Source organism: Leifsonia sp. fls2-241-R2A-40a (assembly GCF_030209575.1).
Classification (GTDB): Bacteria; Actinomycetota; Actinomycetes; order Actinomycetales; family Microbacteriaceae; genus Leifsonia.
Genome location: NZ_JARVRS010000001.1, coordinates 198,668 through 213,385, shown reverse-complemented (window position 1 = coordinate 213,385; position 14,718 = coordinate 198,668). Strand labels below are relative to the sequence as shown.

General features: G+C 69.8%; 16 protein-coding genes and 1 tRNA gene. 8 read left to right on the top strand and 9 right to left on the bottom strand.

Translation table 11 applies throughout. The annotated features are described in order from the left end of the window. Position 1 precedes the first annotated feature (1 nt). The 4 genes from QRN40_RS01065 to QRN40_RS01050 form a co-directional block, all read right to left on the bottom strand. Positions 2 to 910 (bottom strand): carbohydrate ABC transporter permease, encoded by a 909-nt coding sequence (locus QRN40_RS01065; protein WP_285113634.1) that lies wholly within the window; start codon positions 908 to 910, stop codon positions 2 to 4. After that, on the bottom strand, positions 907 to 1,890 hold the full coding sequence (locus QRN40_RS01060) for a carbohydrate ABC transporter permease (RefSeq protein ID WP_285113633.1): 984 nt from the start codon (positions 1,888 to 1,890) through the stop codon (positions 907 to 909). The genes QRN40_RS01065 and QRN40_RS01060 overlap by 4 nt, the downstream gene beginning before the upstream one ends. 10 nt (positions 1,891 to 1,900) lie before the next feature. Then, positions 1,901 to 3,232 (bottom strand): ABC transporter substrate-binding protein, encoded by a 1,332-nt coding sequence (locus QRN40_RS01055; protein ID WP_285113632.1) that lies wholly within the window; start codon positions 3,230 to 3,232, stop codon positions 1,901 to 1,903. An 80-nt stretch (positions 3,233 to 3,312) separates the two neighbouring features. Beyond that, positions 3,313 to 4,458 (bottom strand): ROK family transcriptional regulator, encoded by a 1,146-nt coding sequence (locus QRN40_RS01050; protein ID WP_285113631.1) that lies wholly within the window; start codon positions 4,456 to 4,458, stop codon positions 3,313 to 3,315. Positions 4,459 to 4,615: 157 nt separating this feature from the next. Between QRN40_RS01050 and QRN40_RS01045 the strand changes: the two genes are divergently transcribed. Continuing rightward, a complete protein-coding gene (locus tag QRN40_RS01045) occupies positions 4,616 to 5,167 on the top strand; it encodes a COG4315 family predicted lipoprotein (RefSeq protein ID WP_285113630.1) in 552 nt (183 codons plus the stop codon). A 21-nt stretch (positions 5,168 to 5,188) separates the two neighbouring features. Here the strand turns inward: QRN40_RS01045 and QRN40_RS01040 are convergent, their stop codons facing one another. Continuing rightward, the gene (locus tag QRN40_RS01040) at positions 5,189 to 6,184 is read right to left on the bottom strand and encodes an NAD-dependent epimerase/dehydratase family protein (protein ID WP_285113629.1); all 996 of its coding nucleotides are present in this window, start codon (positions 6,182 to 6,184) and stop codon (positions 5,189 to 5,191) included. A gap of 157 nt (positions 6,185 to 6,341) precedes the next feature. Here QRN40_RS01040 and QRN40_RS01035 point away from each other — a divergent pair, with 157 nt between their 5' ends. Next, positions 6,342 to 7,571, top strand: a complete 1,230-nt coding sequence (locus QRN40_RS01035; RefSeq protein ID WP_285113628.1) for a mechanosensitive ion channel family protein — start codon at positions 6,342 to 6,344, stop codon at positions 7,569 to 7,571. Then, on the top strand, positions 7,568 to 7,996 hold the full coding sequence (locus QRN40_RS01030) for a hypothetical protein (RefSeq protein WP_285113627.1): 429 nt from the start codon (positions 7,568 to 7,570) through the stop codon (positions 7,994 to 7,996). Before QRN40_RS01035 ends, QRN40_RS01030 begins: the two co-directional genes overlap by 4 nt. Before the next feature lie 10 nt (positions 7,997 to 8,006). Here QRN40_RS01030 and QRN40_RS01025 read toward each other — a convergent pair whose 3' ends face one another. Further along, positions 8,007 to 8,732: an alpha/beta fold hydrolase gene (locus tag QRN40_RS01025; protein WP_285113626.1), complete on the bottom strand. Its 726-nt coding sequence runs from the start codon at positions 8,730 to 8,732 to the stop codon at positions 8,007 to 8,009. 342 nt (positions 8,733 to 9,074) lie between these two features. Here QRN40_RS01025 and QRN40_RS01020 point away from each other — a divergent pair, with 342 nt between their 5' ends. From QRN40_RS01020 to QRN40_RS01000, 5 genes are all read left to right on the top strand, one after another. Further along, the gene (locus tag QRN40_RS01020; RefSeq protein WP_285113625.1) at positions 9,075 to 9,947 is read left to right on the top strand and encodes a type IV toxin-antitoxin system AbiEi family antitoxin domain-containing protein; all 873 of its coding nucleotides are present in this window, start codon (positions 9,075 to 9,077) and stop codon (positions 9,945 to 9,947) included. A 36-nt stretch (positions 9,948 to 9,983) separates the two neighbouring features. After that, complete coding sequence (msrB, locus tag QRN40_RS01015) at positions 9,984 to 10,448, top strand: peptide-methionine (R)-S-oxide reductase MsrB (protein WP_285113624.1); 465 nt, start codon at positions 9,984 to 9,986, stop codon at positions 10,446 to 10,448. Beyond that, positions 10,441 to 10,950 (top strand): peptide-methionine (S)-S-oxide reductase MsrA, encoded by a 510-nt coding sequence (gene msrA, locus QRN40_RS01010; protein WP_285113623.1) that lies wholly within the window; start codon positions 10,441 to 10,443, stop codon positions 10,948 to 10,950. The genes msrB and msrA overlap by 8 nt, the downstream gene beginning before the upstream one ends. 102 nt (positions 10,951 to 11,052) lie before the next feature. Continuing rightward, positions 11,053 to 11,925, top strand: coding sequence for an ABC transporter ATP-binding protein (locus tag QRN40_RS01005; protein ID WP_285113622.1), 873 nt, complete (start codon positions 11,053 to 11,055; stop codon positions 11,923 to 11,925). After that, positions 11,922 to 12,734 (top strand): ABC transporter permease, encoded by an 813-nt coding sequence (locus tag QRN40_RS01000; protein ID WP_285113621.1) that lies wholly within the window; start codon positions 11,922 to 11,924, stop codon positions 12,732 to 12,734. Before QRN40_RS01005 ends, QRN40_RS01000 begins: the two co-directional genes overlap by 4 nt. A 14-nt stretch (positions 12,735 to 12,748) precedes the next feature. On the opposite strand, the gene rlmC is transcribed toward QRN40_RS01000, so the two are convergent. The 3 genes from rlmC to QRN40_RS00985 all read right to left on the bottom strand — a co-directional run bounded on the left by rlmC (position 12,749) and on the right by QRN40_RS00985 (position 14,688). Continuing rightward, positions 12,749 to 13,873 (bottom strand): 23S rRNA (uracil(747)-C(5))-methyltransferase RlmC, encoded by a 1,125-nt coding sequence (gene rlmC / locus QRN40_RS00995; protein ID WP_285113620.1) that lies wholly within the window; start codon positions 13,871 to 13,873, stop codon positions 12,749 to 12,751. A gap of 51 nt (positions 13,874 to 13,924) precedes the next feature. Continuing rightward, a tRNA-Arg gene (locus tag QRN40_RS00990) sits at positions 13,925 to 14,000 on the bottom strand. A gap of 70 nt (positions 14,001 to 14,070) precedes the next feature. Further along, positions 14,071 to 14,688 (bottom strand): iron ABC transporter ATP-binding protein, encoded by a 618-nt coding sequence (locus QRN40_RS00985; protein WP_285113619.1) that lies wholly within the window; start codon positions 14,686 to 14,688, stop codon positions 14,071 to 14,073. Positions 14,689 to 14,718: the final 30 nt, after the last annotated feature.

Below are 14,718 nucleotides of genomic sequence, written 5' to 3'. Positions count from 1 at the left end.
GTTATCCCTTCACGCCGGTGAGTGTGATGCCCTCCACGAAGACGCGTTGGGCGAAGAAGAAGATCAGGACGACGGGGATGGTGACCAGCATCGTCATAGCCATGGTGAGGCCCCAGTCGGTGCCGTGGACACCCCGGAACGACGCCAGCCCGTAGGCGACGGGCCACGCGGCCGGGTTCTCGGAGGTGTAGAGGAGCGGACCGTAGTAGTCGTTCCAGGAGGCGAAGAACAGGAAGATCGCGGTCGCCGCGATACCGGGCTTCGCCATCGGGAGCACCACCCGCCACAGCACGCCGAACTCGCCGTTGCCGTCGATGCGGGCGGCATCCGCGTACTCGCTGGGGATGGTGAGGAAGAACTGCCGGAGCAGGAAGATCGAGAACGCGTCCCCGAGCAGGTTCGGCAGGATGAGCGGCCACAGCGTGCCGGTCAGCCCCAGTTGCGACCACATGACGTAGACGGGGATGGCGGTGACCTGCGGCGGGAGCAGCATAGCGATGATGATCGCCGTGAACAGCACCCCCGACCCGCGGAACCGGATCTTCGCCAGCGCATACGCGGCGGGGATGCTCGAGACCAGCATGAACGCCGTCGCGAGCACCGCGTACATCGCCGAGTTCGCGAACCACTGCGCGAGCGGGACCGTCGTGAACACCTTCACGTAGTTGTCCCATTGGAACGGCTGCGGCCAGAGCGACGCGGTCAGCGTCTGCTCGGACGACATCAGCGAGGTCAGGAAGACAAACACCACCGGGGCGATGAACAGCACCGCCAGCACGACCAGCACGGCGTGCTCGGCGATCCAGCCCAGGATGCCGCGGGCGCGGGTGGACTGCGGGCTCGGGATGCGGCGGTGCGGCGCCGGCGGGCGGCTCGCGGTCTCGCCCGGGGTGAGGGTTGCGGAGGTCATTGTGCGCCTTCCGGGGTGAACGCCTTGAAGCGGCGGAGCAGCAGGACGAGGATGACGGCCGCGACCACGAACAGCAGCACGGCGAGCGCGGAGGCGTAGCCCAGCTGGTAGGTGCCGAAGCCGCGCACGTACAGCCACTGCGTGTATGTCAGCAGCGAGCCGTCCGGGTAGCCGAGGTTGGTGCTGATGCCCTGGCCGACCACGGCCTTGCCCGACGCGACCGAGGAGGCGACCGCTGCCTCCGTGAAGTACTGGATGGCCGCGATCACCCCCGTCACCGCTGCGAACAGCAGCACCGGGGCGATGGACGGCATCGTCACGTACCGCACCTTCTGCATGCCGTTCGCGCCGTCGAGCGAGGCAGCCTCGTACTGCTCGCGGGGCACATCCAGCAGCGCGGCCAGGAAGATGATCATGATGTCGCCCATGACCCAGATGCCGAGGAGCACCAGGGAGGGCTTCGACCAGGCGGGGTCGTTGAACCAGAGCGGTCCCTGGATCCCGAACCAGCCGAGCACCTGGTTCACCGGACCCGTCCCCGGGTTGAACAGGAACACGAACGCCACGACGCTCGCCACCGGTGGCACCAGGGCCGGGAGGTAGAACACGGTCCGCCAGAAGCCGGATGCGCGCCGTGCCCGGGCGAGGAGCCCGGCGACGATCAGGGCGAACCCGGTCTTCACCGGCACCCAGATCACGACGAACCAGAGGGTGTTGAGCGTCGCGAGCCAGACGTTGGGGTCCTGGGTGAACAGGTACTCGTAGTTCCGGAGCCCGATCCACTGCGGTGGCGACACCAGGTCGAACCGGGTGAACGAGTAGTAGATCGAGGCGATCAGCGGGTAGACGAAGAAGATCAGCAGCCCGAGGAGCGCCGGTGCGAGCAGGGCGAGCGTCACCAGGGAACGCCTGCGCCGCGCCCGGGAGCGCCGCGCGGGGCGGGCGGCGACCCGCCCCGCGCCTTCGATGGTGGCAGTCATGGGGTGCGGCTCACGGTCCCGTGCTCAGCGCGAGCGAGTCGTTGATCTGCTTGTCGACCGCCTTCAGCCCGGCGTCGAGGTCGCCGCCCTGGCTCTGGTACTTGTTCCACCAGTCCTCGAACGACTGCTGGTAGCCGGCGCCCAGCGGGCTCGGCGGCGTGGTCTGCACGTTCTTGTCCGCCGAGATGTCGAGGAACGTCTTGAACTGCTCAGAGACCTCGAGCTTCGGGGAGTTCAGCGCATCCTTGGTCGTCGGCACGTTCTTGAGGCCGTTGGCGAGCTTGACCACCGCGTCCGTGTCGGTCGTGAGGTACTTCAGCAGGGTCCAGGCCAGCTCCGGCTGCTTCGACCCCTTGGAGATGCCGATGATGTTCCCGGTGATGTAGCCGCCGCCGTACAGGTCGGTGTGGTCGTCCGCGGTCGGAAAGGGCGCCGTACCGTAGTTCAGCTTCTTCGCCTGGTCGTCGATGAACGCCGTGCGGTACTCGCCGTCGAGGTTCATCGCGACCTGTCCGGTCTGGAAGGCGTTGTCGGCCGAGAACTCCTGACCGAGTCCGGAGGTGAAAGCGTTCAGCTTGTCCCAGCCGATCTTGTCGACGAAGGCCTTCTGCCACGTCATCAACTGCTTCCAGCCCTCGCTCGAGCCGATCGCGCTGGTGCCGTCGGGCTTCAGCCACTGGGCGTCCGCGGCCGGGCCGTAGTGCGCGGCGGAATTCTCGTACCAGCCCATGGTCGGGTTGAAGCCGAGGGTCTTGATCGACCCGTCCGGCTTGAGCGTGGTCAGCTTCTCGGCCATCGACTCCAGCTCGGACAGCGTCTTCGGCGGAGCGGTGAATCCGGCGGCCTGCAAGAGACCCTTGTTGTAGTACAGACCGTAGACGTCGGCGAGCATCGGCATCGCGCAGCGCGTGCCCTTGTACTCGGTGTACGACTTCACCGTGTCGGAGAACTGGCTCAGGTCGACCTTGTCGCGCTCGATCACCTTGTTGAGGCTGCGGAACGCGCCGTTCGAGCAGAAGTTGCCGACGATGTCCGTCGAGTACGACAGCCCGACGTCGACCTTGCTGCCGGTGGCGATCGCCTTCTGCAGCTTCTCGTCGTCCTGGCCGGAGTGCACGTCGACCTTGATCTTCGGGTACTTCTTCTCGAAGTCGTCGACGACCGACTGGATGACGCCGGCCTCGCGATCCGAGAAGAAGTGCCAGAAGGACACGGTGCCGCTGAGGTCCTTCGGGCTGCTGTCGCTGAAGTTCGCTCCGCCCGATCCTCCGGAGCAGCCGGAGAGGGCGAGTGCTGCGGCGGCGGTGACCGCGGCCGCGGCGATGAGATGACGGTGTTTCACGGGTGGCTCCCTCACTGTGGTGGGTGCAATGGATGTGGTGCGGGTGGGTGTGGACAGGTGATGCAGGTGTGGCGCGGACGCTACGGTGCGAGCCGCGACACTTCGGCGAAGAGGGCTTCGCGCACCTCGCCGATGAGGTGCTCCCGCGCTCCGCGGAGCACGGGATGGGCAGCGACGCCGGTGGCGACGACGCTGCGTTCGCCCCAGGCGGGGCGCAGTTCCGAGGTCACGAGCTCCGCCAGGCGGGGTCCACCGGCGGAGCCGGTCGGTCCGCCGAGCACGACGAGCTCGGGGTCGAGCAGGGCGAGGACCGGGACGACGCCGACGGCCACGCGGCGTGCGAGCTCGGCGAGGAATCCCTCCCGGGCGTCGGGATCGCCGTCGAGGGCCGGCGTGAGCCCGTGGGCGGCGGCGAGGTCGGCGACCGCGGGCCCGCCGATCAGGTCCTGCAGGTCGCGGGCGTCGGGGTCGAGCTCCGCGGCCGACCGCGGGATGGGCAGGTAGCCGATCTCGCCCGCGCCGCCGGAGGCGCCGCGGTGGACGCTGCCGCCCTGATCGACCGACAGGCCGAGGCCGTCGCCCATCCAGAGCAGCGCGAAGCCGCCCGTGTCGCGTCCGGCGCCGTCCGTGCGCTCGGCGAGCGCCGCGAGGTTCACGTCGTTGTCGATGCGCACCTCGATGCCGAGGGCGTCCTGCAGGCGCCGGCGGATGCCCTGCTTGGGCCATCCGGGCAGCGTCTCGATGTAAGTGAGCTCGTCGGTGCGGGGGTCGAGCGCGCCCTGCACGCCGATGCAGACCGCGCCGACCCGCTGCGGATCCGCGCCGGCGGCGTCGCAGGCCGCATCGATGGCGGCGCGGACGTCGTCCTCTGGGGAGCGGCCCACCAGCGGGGTGACCGCGATCGGGCGCTCGGCTCCGGAGGCGTCGATGAGGGTGGAGCGCAGCTCCTCTGCGTCGATGTCGACCGCCACGGCGAGCATCCGGTCGGTCCGCACCGCGTAGCTCGCCGCGTTCGGTCCGCGCCCGGCGGAGACCTCTCCGACGACGTGGATGAGCCCGGCCGTCTCGAGCCGCGACACCATCTGGGCAGCGGTGGGCTTCGAGAGCCCGGAGAGCTCGCCGATCCGGTTGCGGGTGAGGACGCCGTGCTCGAGCAGCAGCGACAGGGCGGTGCGGTCGTTGGTCTCGCGCAACCACCCGGGGGTGCCCCGTACCGGTCCGGTCATCCTCATCCCTTCGTTGGAACAATGCTTTCGCGAGAATGTATCAGGAAAGTTTCTTTATAGTAAAGCTTCTGTTTCATAACGGTCCTGTTTCTTCTCTCAGAAAGTGAACCCGAACCGGTCCCGGCAGCGTGCACCGAGTGGAAGGGAGCACCTGCTCATGAGAAACACCATCGCACCCACGCGGCTCGCCGCGCTGACGGCCGCCGCGGCCGCTGTCCTCCTCGCGCTCGCCGCCTGCTCATCCGGAGGGGGAGCGGGCACCGGGTACTCGGGGTCGTCCTCCTCGTCGTCCTCGTCGTCCTCGTCCGGCTCATCCTCCGCGGCCGTCCTGAAGACCGGCTCGACGTCGCTCGGCACCGTGGTCGTCGGCGGCAAGGGACTCACCGCGTACGTGTTCGACAAGGACACCCCGAACTCCGGCATGAGCGTCTGCAGCGGAGCCTGCGCCGCCCAGTGGCCCGCGATCGAGGCCGACAGCGACCACCCGACCGTGCAGGGCGTGACCGGCACGATCGGCACCATCACCGGCGTCGACGGCAAGAAGCAGGTCACCCTCGACGGGCGCCCGCTCTACACGTTCGCGCAGGACACCTCGGTCGGCGACGTGACCGGCCAGGGCTTCGCAGGCATCTGGTGGGTCGTCGCGCCGGACGGCACGAAGATCACGTCCGCCTCCTCGACCCCGTCCGGGACGGGCTACACGAAGTAGGCGCCGCGCGCCCGCGCGGGCTCACCCGAACGCGCGGGCGTGCTCCACCAGCCGGTCGAAGGCGACCTCCAGGTCGGGGTCGACGCGCTGCCGGTCGGCGTCCGCCAGGTACCACTCGACGATCTCGCCGGCACCGCGGGCGAACGGCACCCGGGCGTTGAACTCGGGCACCAGCGCTTTCACCTTGGTGTTGTCGAAGTGCATCGAATGCGCCTTGTCGCCCAGCAGGCCGGGCCCGGATTCGGGGAGCACGGCGGCGATGGACTCGCTGGCCACGTGCACCAGCTCGGCCTCGACGCCGAGAGCCTCCGCCAGATAGCAGTAGATCTGGTCCCAGGTCGGAGCCTCGTCGCCCGTGATGTGGAACGCATCGCCGACCGCCTCCGGCCGGCCGAGCAGGCCGACGAACGCGACCGCGAAGTCCGTGTTGTGCGTGATCGTCCAGCGGCTGCTGCCGTCGCCGTGGACCACGACGGGCGCGCCGCGGCGCATCCGGGCGAGGTCCGTCCATCCACCCGTCGTCGGGATGAGCGTCCGATCGTACGTGTGCGACGGCCGGACGATGGTCACCGGGAAGCCGCGGTCGCGGTAGGCCTCCATCAGCGCGTCCTCGCAGGCGATCTTGTCGCGGGAGTACTGCCAGAACGGGTTCCGCAGCGCCGTGGATTCGGTCACCGGCACTCGCGACGGGGGCTTCTGGTAGGCCGAGGCGGAACTGACGAAGACGAACTGGCCGACGCGGCCCTCGAACAGGCCGAAGTCGATGCCGATGTGCTCCGGTGTGAACGCGAGGAACTCGGCGGCCACGTCGAAGCTGCGCTCGCCCAGCACGCGGTGGACGCTCTCCGGGTCGCGGATGTCGGCGTGCAGCACCTCGACGCCGTCCGGGAGGGGGCGGGTGGAGCTGTTCCCGCGGTTGACGACCGTGACCTCGTGCCCCTTCTCCAGGGCTTCGGCGACGCACGCCGAACTGATGACGCCGGTCCCGCCGATGAAGAGTGTCCGTGTCGCTGCCATTCCCGCTCCTTTACGCATTCCCCGTCGCCGGTCCGGACGTCCGTCCCGAATCGCCAGGCTAGTCCCGGTTCCTGCTCCGTGCGAGCGCCCCGATCGATCCTGCTCGGGTGCGCGCGTACACTGCTTCCCGGAACCGACCGGAGGAGTACGTCGACACGTGATCGCCCTGCGCAGCTGGCCCGGCCTCACGGTCGCGTGTCTCGTGGCCGTGGTGGTCGCCGTCGTGCTGACCGCCGTCCTCGCCCTGACGCTGCGCCTCATCGGCCGCCGGCAGCAGTGGCCGGTCCTCCTGATCCGGCACGCCCGCGTCCCGTTCCGGCTGTTCCTGCTGACCGTGGTGCTCTGGATCGCCGTGACGATCAGCCTCCCCTCCGACGTCTCGCAGGGATGGCGGGAAGGACTGCACCACACCTTCCTCATCCTCACCATCGCGACCGGGGTGTGGTTCGCCGCCGCCTTCGTCGTCTTCATCGAGGATCTGGGCCTCGCCCGGTACCGGCTGGATGTGCCCGACAACCGCTACGCGCGCCGCGTGCGGACGCAGGTGCTCATCCTCCGCCGGCTCACCGTCGTGGCGGCCGTGGTGATCGGGCTCGGTGCGATCCTGCTCACCTTCCCCGCGCTGCAAGCGGCGGGTGCGAGTCTGCTGGCGTCCGCAGGCGTGATCGGCATCATCGCCGGTGTCGCGGCGCAGTCGAGCCTCGCCAACCTCTTCGCCGGGATCCAGCTCGCGTTCTCCGACGCCATCCGCATCGACGACGTCGTCGTGGTGGAGCAGCAGTGGGGGACCATCGAGGAGATCACCCTGACCTACGTGGTCGTGCACGTCTGGGACGACCGCCGGCTGGTCCTCCCGTCGACGTACTTCACCACCAAGCCGTTCGAGAACTGGACCCGGCAGCACAGCGAACTGCTCGGCTCGATCGAGTTCGACCTCGACTGGCGCGTCTCCACCGGCGGGATGCGCGCCGAGCTGAACCGCATCCTCGCCACCACCGACCTGTGGGACCACCGCACCAGCGTGCTCCAGGTCACCGACGCGGTCGGCGGCTGGGTGCGGGTGCGGGTGCTCGTCACCGCGAAGGACGCGCCGACGCTGTTCGACCTCCGCTGCCTCGTGCGCGAACGCCTCATCGACTGGATGCAGCGCTACTCGCCCGCATCCCTCCCGCGCCAGCGCGTGGAGTTCGCCGAGCCGCCCGAGACGCGTGAGCGACCCCCGCGGGCGCGCAGCGAAGAGGAGGGGCGCCTGTTCAGCGGCTCGCCGGAGAACGAGCAGCGGGCGCAGCAGTTCACCGACTCGATCCCGATCATCCCGGAGACGGAGGCAGAGCCGGTGGTGCAGGGTTCCGACGATGTCCCCCCGACAGGCAAGGAGAACCGATGACGGACGGCCCCGACGAACAGCACACCCGGCCCGAGGGCCTGGACGACGCGACGGTGGATGCGCTCGGCAGCCTCAGCGAGGCGCTCGAGGTGGTCGAGCATGCGCGCGGGCTGCTCTACGGCTTCCACCGGCTGACCGGAAAGGCCGACTTCACGCTCGGTGACGCGGTCGAGAAGCTGCGCGCGGCCGGCCACGACGAGATCGCCGACCGGATCGAGCGGGAGCTGCTGGGCCGGAACGTCATCCAGGGCAGGTGGACGTTCCAGATCGTCGAGGACTTCGACGACGGCTACTACTCGCTGTTCCGCGATCTGGAGCGCGACGCGCGCGACCGGCTCGCCGGCGGCCGCCGCCACCTTTACGAGGCGGAGCTCAAGGAGCAGCGGCGGACGCACGGCGAGCCCGGGCACGAGGCCCGGCCCTAGCCTCCGGGATTCAGGAAATCGACTCCGCGGCGGCGACGATCGTCCCGACGGCCACATCCGGTGCCGACAGCATCGAGACGTGGCTGGACGGCGTCTCGATGATGGTCGCGTCGGCGCGCTCGGCCATGCGGCGCTGCAGCGCAGGCGGGATGATGCGGTCCTCTGTGCCGACGACCGCCCAGACCGGCAGGCTCTGCCAGGCACCCGGTCCGGCAGGGGACGTGTTCGCGGCGAGCGAGATAGGACGCTGCCCGGCGAAGATCTGGTCCTTGACCTCCTGCGCGACATCCTGCGCGAAGAACTGGTCGACCGTGGACGCCTTCAGGTACGCGTCCGCGTTCCCCTCCTCGGCGCCCGGGAACCCGACGATGTCGAGGACCGTCGTTGGGTCGGGCACGTCGAGCGCCGATCCCGAGCCGCCGAGCAGCCCGAACACGGTCTCGCCCTCGTCGGGGAGGAAGGCGTCGACGTACACCAGCGCGCGCACGTCCCCGCCGCCGAGGCCGGCGGCGCTGATGACCGCGCCGCCGTACGAGTGCCCGACGAGAACGACCGGCCCCTGCGTGCGCTGCTGGACGAACGAGGCGACGTACGCGCCGTCGCCGGCGGCCCCGCGGAGCAGGTTCGGCGGCGCGAGGACGGTGAACCCCCGCCCGCGCAGGTCGGTGATGACCGGGTTCCAGCTGGACGCGTCCGCCCAGGCTCCGTGGACGAGGACGATGGTCGGTTGCGGCATGGGGTTCCTTCGTTCGGTGCTGTGAACGGGTGGGATGGCACTCTCGGAACGGCGTCAGGCTAGGGCCCGCCCCGCCCGTTCGTCTACCCCCGCCACCGCCCCGTCACCCGCCGTTCCCCTCCGGTTCGCTGCCGCTGCGCGGAGCCGCCGCCCTCCGTCGGAGATTCGCGCGCCTTCGTCGGAGATTCGCCCCACCTCCGCCCGGTTCTCCTTCCGCACCGCGGTACGTAGGAGTTCCGGCGGCCGTTCTCCTACGTTGCACCCCGCGGCTCCGCCAGCCGACTCTCCACAGATCCGACCCATGGATGCGCCGGCCGCAGCCCGCGCCGGGAGGCTGGACTCATGATCGACGAGCGAACCCTTCAGCGCCTCGGTGGAATCGCCACCGTCCACCAGCTCCGGGCCTCCGGCACCTCGGCGGAAGAACTGACCGCGGCAGTGCGCGGCGGCGCACTTCGCCGCATCCGCAAAGGCATCTACACGCTGCCATCCGCGCCACGGGAGGCGGTGGTCGCGGTCACCGCCCGGGGCCGGCTCTCGTGCGTGTCCGCGGCGCGCACGTACGGACTGTGGTCCGGAAGCGATTCGCGGATGCATCTGCAGTACGCCCCGCACGCGCGCGCCGGGCCGGCGACGGGTCAGGTGCGGCACTGGGTTCCCACCGAGCAGGGTCCCGAACTCTGGCGCGTCACGCCGGCCGACTGTCTGCGCGCTGTCGCGAGGTGCGCGGACGAGGAGACCGCCGTCGCGGTCTTCGACACGGCCCTCTCCGCAGGGCTGGTCAACCCGATCTCTCTGCGACGGATTCTCGCCGGACAACCGCTCAAGGCTCAAGCGCGCGCGGTGCTGGCGCGGCCGGGCTCGGAGTCCGGCGTCGAGTCGATCGTGCGCCAGCGTCTCCAGGCGCTCGGACACCTCGTGGAGCAGCAGGTGCACGTGGCGGGGGTGGGGCGCGTCGACATGCGAGTCGACGGAGTCCTCTACCTCGAGATCGATGGATTCGCGTTCCACGGCGACAGGGAGGCGTTCGAGCGCGATCGGGCTCGGGATGCGGCCCTCGGCGCCCGCGGCGTCGCACGCCTCCGCGTCTCGGCGGCTCACGTCCAGCACGACTGGGCGACCGTGCTCCGTGCCATCGAGTCCACGCTCGCCCACTCGGTGAACTCACAGGAAGCGCGGGACCATCCTGGTGCCCTCGCGTGTTCCATGTACTGACGGCGTCGCAGCCAGCGCGCCGCACGAGGAGGAAACGTGACACAGGACTACCGCAAGGACCCGGAGGCCGTCTCCAAGCTGACCCAGCGTCAGTACGCGGTTACGCAGGAGGCTGCGACCGAGCCGGCATTCCGCAACGAGTTCTGGAACAACCACGAGGAGGGGCTTTACGTCGACATCGTGTCGGGGGAGCCGCTCTTCGCGTCCGTGAACAAGTACGACAGCCGTTCCGGATGGCCGAGCTTCACCGTTCCGGTCGAGCCGGGCAACATCGTCGAGAAGGTGGACAGCACGTACGGGATGATCCGTACCGAGGTCCGTTCCGCTCATGGCGACAGCCACCTGGGCCACCTGTTCGACGACGGTCCGGCCGAGGCCGGCGGACTGCGCTACTGCATCAACTCCGCCGCCATGCGGTTCGTCCCGCTCGCCGAGCTCGACGCGGCCGGCTACGGCGAGTACACGAAGATCTTCGAAAGTAAGGAGCACGACAATGACTGAGAAGGCAATCCTCGCCGGAGGATGTTTCTGGGGCATGGAGGACCTGATCCGCAAGCTTCCGGGAGTGGTGGACACGCGCGTGGGCTACACCGGCGGCAACGTCCCCAACGCTACCTACCGCAACCACGACGGACACGCCGAGGCGATCGAGATCCAGTACGACCCCGAGAAGACCAGCTACCGCGACCTCCTCGAGTTCTTCTTCCAGATCCACGACCCGTCGACCAAAAACCGTCAGGGCAATGACGTCGGCACCAGCTACCGGTCCGCGATCTTCTACGAGGACGACGCCCAGCGCCGCATCGCCGAGGACACCATCGCGGACGTGGACGCCTCCGGCCTCTGGCCCGGCAAGGTCGTCACCGAGGTGACCGCCGCCGGTCCGTTCTGGGAGGCCGAGCCGGAGCACCAGGACTACCTCGAGCGCATCCCGTGGGGGTACACCTGCCACTTCGTGCGCCCGGGCTGGAAGCTCCCGAAGCGCGAGACCGCCGCGAGCTGATCGCAATTGATCCTCACCGGCGGGGAACCGACCGCCGGTGAGGATCGTCGGGCATCGCCGACATCGCATGACGGGCGCGCCTCCCGCTGCGATACTGAGGCCATGACCCGCGACCCCGCTGTCTCCGTGCGCGGGCTGACGAAGTCCTATGGCTCCTTCGACGCCGTCCGTGGGATCGACTTCGATATCGCCCGCGGAGAGACGTTCGCACTGCTCGGACCGAACGGCGCAGGCAAGAGCACGACCATCGAGATCCTCGAGGGCTACCGAGACCGCACGGGCGGCGTGGTCGAGGTGCTCGGCACGGACCCGGGTGTCGGCGGAACCGCGTGGAAAGCACGCCTCGGGATGGTGCTGCAGACGAGTGCAGAGGCGGCGAACGCGTCCGTCCGCGAACAGCTGGCCCATTTCGCCCGCTTCTACCCGTCGCCCCGCGACGTCGACGAGGTCATCGCCGCAGTCGGACTGACCGAGAAAGCCAAGACCCGGGTGCGGAACCTCTCCGGCGGCCAGCGCCGCCGGCTCGACGTAGCGCTCGGGGTGGTCGGCCGGCCCGAACTCCTGTTCCTCGACGAGCCGACCACGGGCTTCGACCCGGAGGCGCGACACCAGTTCTGGGACCTCATCCGCGATCTGAAGCGCGACGGTACGACGATCCTGCTCACCACGCACTACCTCGACGAAGCGGCGCAGCTGAGCGACCGGGCGGCGGTCATCGCCCGCGGCAGGCTCGTGGCGATGGGCGACATCGGGGAGCTGGGCGGAGCGGCGGCCCGAATCCCGATCGTGCGTTGGCGCGACCGGGACGGGACGACGTGCACGGAGCGCAGCAGCACACCGGCCGCCGTGGTCGCCCGGGTCTCGCGTGAGGCCGCCGGAGAGCCGCGCGATCTCGAGGTGATCCGTCCGACTCTGGAGGACATCTACCTCGACCTCGTCCGCGAGGCCGAGCGCCCGGTGGGGGCCGTATCGTGAGCGCCGCCGCGCTGGGGTTGGAACGCGCCCGCTACGAGACCATGCTGTACTTCCGCCAGCCGGACACCATCTTCTTCACCTTCCTGTTCCCGGTCGTCATGCTCGGGATCTTCTCCGTCGCGTTCCAGGGGCTCGGCAACGTCGGCGCGAATCCGGACGGCTCGGGCGGCATCACCCGCGCCGCCTACTACCTGCCGGGGATGATCGCGGCGGGCATCCTGCTGTCCGGCGTGCAGAACCTCGCCGTCGACATCGCGGGCGAGAAGAGCGACGGCACCCTGAAGCGCCTGGGCGGGACGCCGCTGCCGGTGCTGTCCTACTTCACCGGCAAGATGGGCCAGGTGCTGGCCACGAGCGTGCTGCAGATCGCGCTGCTCCTGGTCGTCGCGCGGCTCGTGTTCGGCGTCGCCCTCCCGACGGAACCGGACCTGTGGCTGCGGTTCGCCTGGATCTACCTGCTCGGGATCATCACGTCGGCGGTGCTCGGGATCGCGCTGTCGTCGCTGCCGCGCACCGGCCGGAGCGCGACGGCGGTGATCATCCCGATCGTGCTCATCCTGCAGTTCATCTCGGGCGTCTACATCCCGTTCGACGTGCTTCCGACGTGGCTGCAGAACGTCGCGTCGATCTTCCCCCTGAAGTGGATCGCGCAGGGGATGCGCAGCGTCTTCCTGCCCGACAGCTTCGCGTCGGCCGAGCCGAGCGGCGGGTGGCAGCTGGGCTGGATCGCCGTCGTGCTGTCCATCTGGCTCGTCGTCGGGCTGATCGGCTGCCGGCTGACCTTCCGCTGGGTGCGGCGGAACGGCTGATCAGCACCCCTCGATCAGCACCGCTCCAGCAGCACCGCCACCTCCATGTGGCCGGTCTGCGGGAACATGTCGAGCACGCGGCCTGCCTGGATGCGGTACGACGGAATCCGGGCCAGGTCGTGGGCGAGACTCTTCGGGTTGCAGCTGGAGTAGACGACGCTGCGAACGCCGGAACCCTCGAGCCAGCCCGACAGCTCCGCCCCGATCCCGCGCCGGGGAGGATTGACGATCACCAGGTCCGGGGCGCTCGCCGCGGACAGCGCGAACGCGGTCGCGTCTCCCGCTCGGAACGCCACCTGCGGCAACCCCGCGGCGGCAGCCGTCGACCGGGCGCTCCGCACCGCCTCGCGGCTCGTCTCGACGCCCACCACCCGCCGGCCCGGCGCGGCGACGTGCAGCGCGAAGCCGCCGACACCGCAGTAGAGGTCCCACACCGAAGCCGGGGCGACCTCATCCACCCACGACGCCACCTGGCCGTACAGCTCGGTCGCGACCGCCGTGTTCGTCTGGAAGAAGCTCTGCGGCCGCAACCGCAGCGAGATGGCGCCGAGACGCATCGGCAACGAGGATTCGCGCGTCAGCACCACCTCGCGCTCGCCCTCGACGACAGCCTTGTGCTCCGGCTGGATGTTCACCGTCACCACGCGCGCGGAGGGCAGCTCGGCCAGCAGCCAGCCGAGTCCCGAGCGGATCCGCCCCACGGTCTCCTCCGACCGCGCGACGAAGCGCACCATGAGCTCGCCGTCCGGCGATTCCGTCACCAGCACGTACTTCAGCTCGCCGCGGCGCTCCGGGACCCGATACGGTTCCAGCCGCTGCCGCGTCACGAACCGCGCAAGCACGGGCAGCGCCGCGCGGATGCCCGGGGCGCAGATGCCGCACTCCCGCAGGTCGACACCGCGGCCCGCCTCGTCGAGGATTCCGATCGTCGGCGCACCGACCGTCCCGCCGACCACCATCTTCGCCTTGTTGCGGTAGCCCGCCTCGGCGCTCGCGACCGGCGTCAGCCACGCGGCGTCGCCGTACGGCGCGAGCAGTTCGCGCGCCAGCCGGTCCTTGCCCAGGAGCTGTTCGGCGTAGGGGACACCCATCAGCGTGCACGAGCGGCACACGCCGGCGTCGAAGTACGAACAGTCCATGCGGCTCTCGGATCTACCACGCCACGACCGCGAGGGCCGGGCGCTGAAGGATGGTGCCCCCAGTAGGATTTGAACCTACGGCCTTCTGCTCCGGAGGCAGACGCTCTATCCCCTGAGCTATGGGGGCCAGGGTGCCCAACCAGGCTAGCATCCCGTCGGCGAAGGACGTGACAGCCGGCCGGCCCAGGCGGCGCCTGTCAGGAGGCGGGGACGTTCCCCATCACGCTCTCCATCAGCGGAGCCGCGTCACCGGGCTCGAAGAACGCCGGCGACTCCGCGACGATCCAGTAGCTGCCCCGGAACACCTGCACCTGCCCGGCCGTCCCGGCCTTGAAGTACCCCTCGACCTGCGGCGGCACGCCGTACGTCGGCACCGGCTTGGCCGCGGTGATGGCCGCGTTCTTGAGCCCTTCCAGCTGGCTCGCCGGGGGCTTCGCCACCGCGACCTCGATCACGTCGCCGCTCGTCTGGTTCTTCCACGCGCAGGCGACGCCCTGCCAGTCGGCGATCTTCTTCTCCAGTGAGCCGGCCTTGGGCGTGTAGCCCGGGTCCGCGCCGTAGTTGGGGTTGAACGCGTACAGCTGGTCGGCCGTCAGCACCTGCTCGCAGGTCAGCCCCACCGGCGTCGGCGGGTCGGTCGGCGTCGGAGTCGACGTCGGCAGCGTCGTCGGGTCGGAGCTCGCAGGGGCGGCATCGGTCGGCGGCGTCGACGACGACGCGGCGGTCGGTGCGCACCCCGCGAGGGCGGCCGCGGCCAGGAGGCCGGCCGCGGCGGTGGCGGTCAGGAGGGCGAAACGGCGGGTGGTGAAAGGCATGCGGATTGTCGTCTCTCTGCTCGGCGCGCG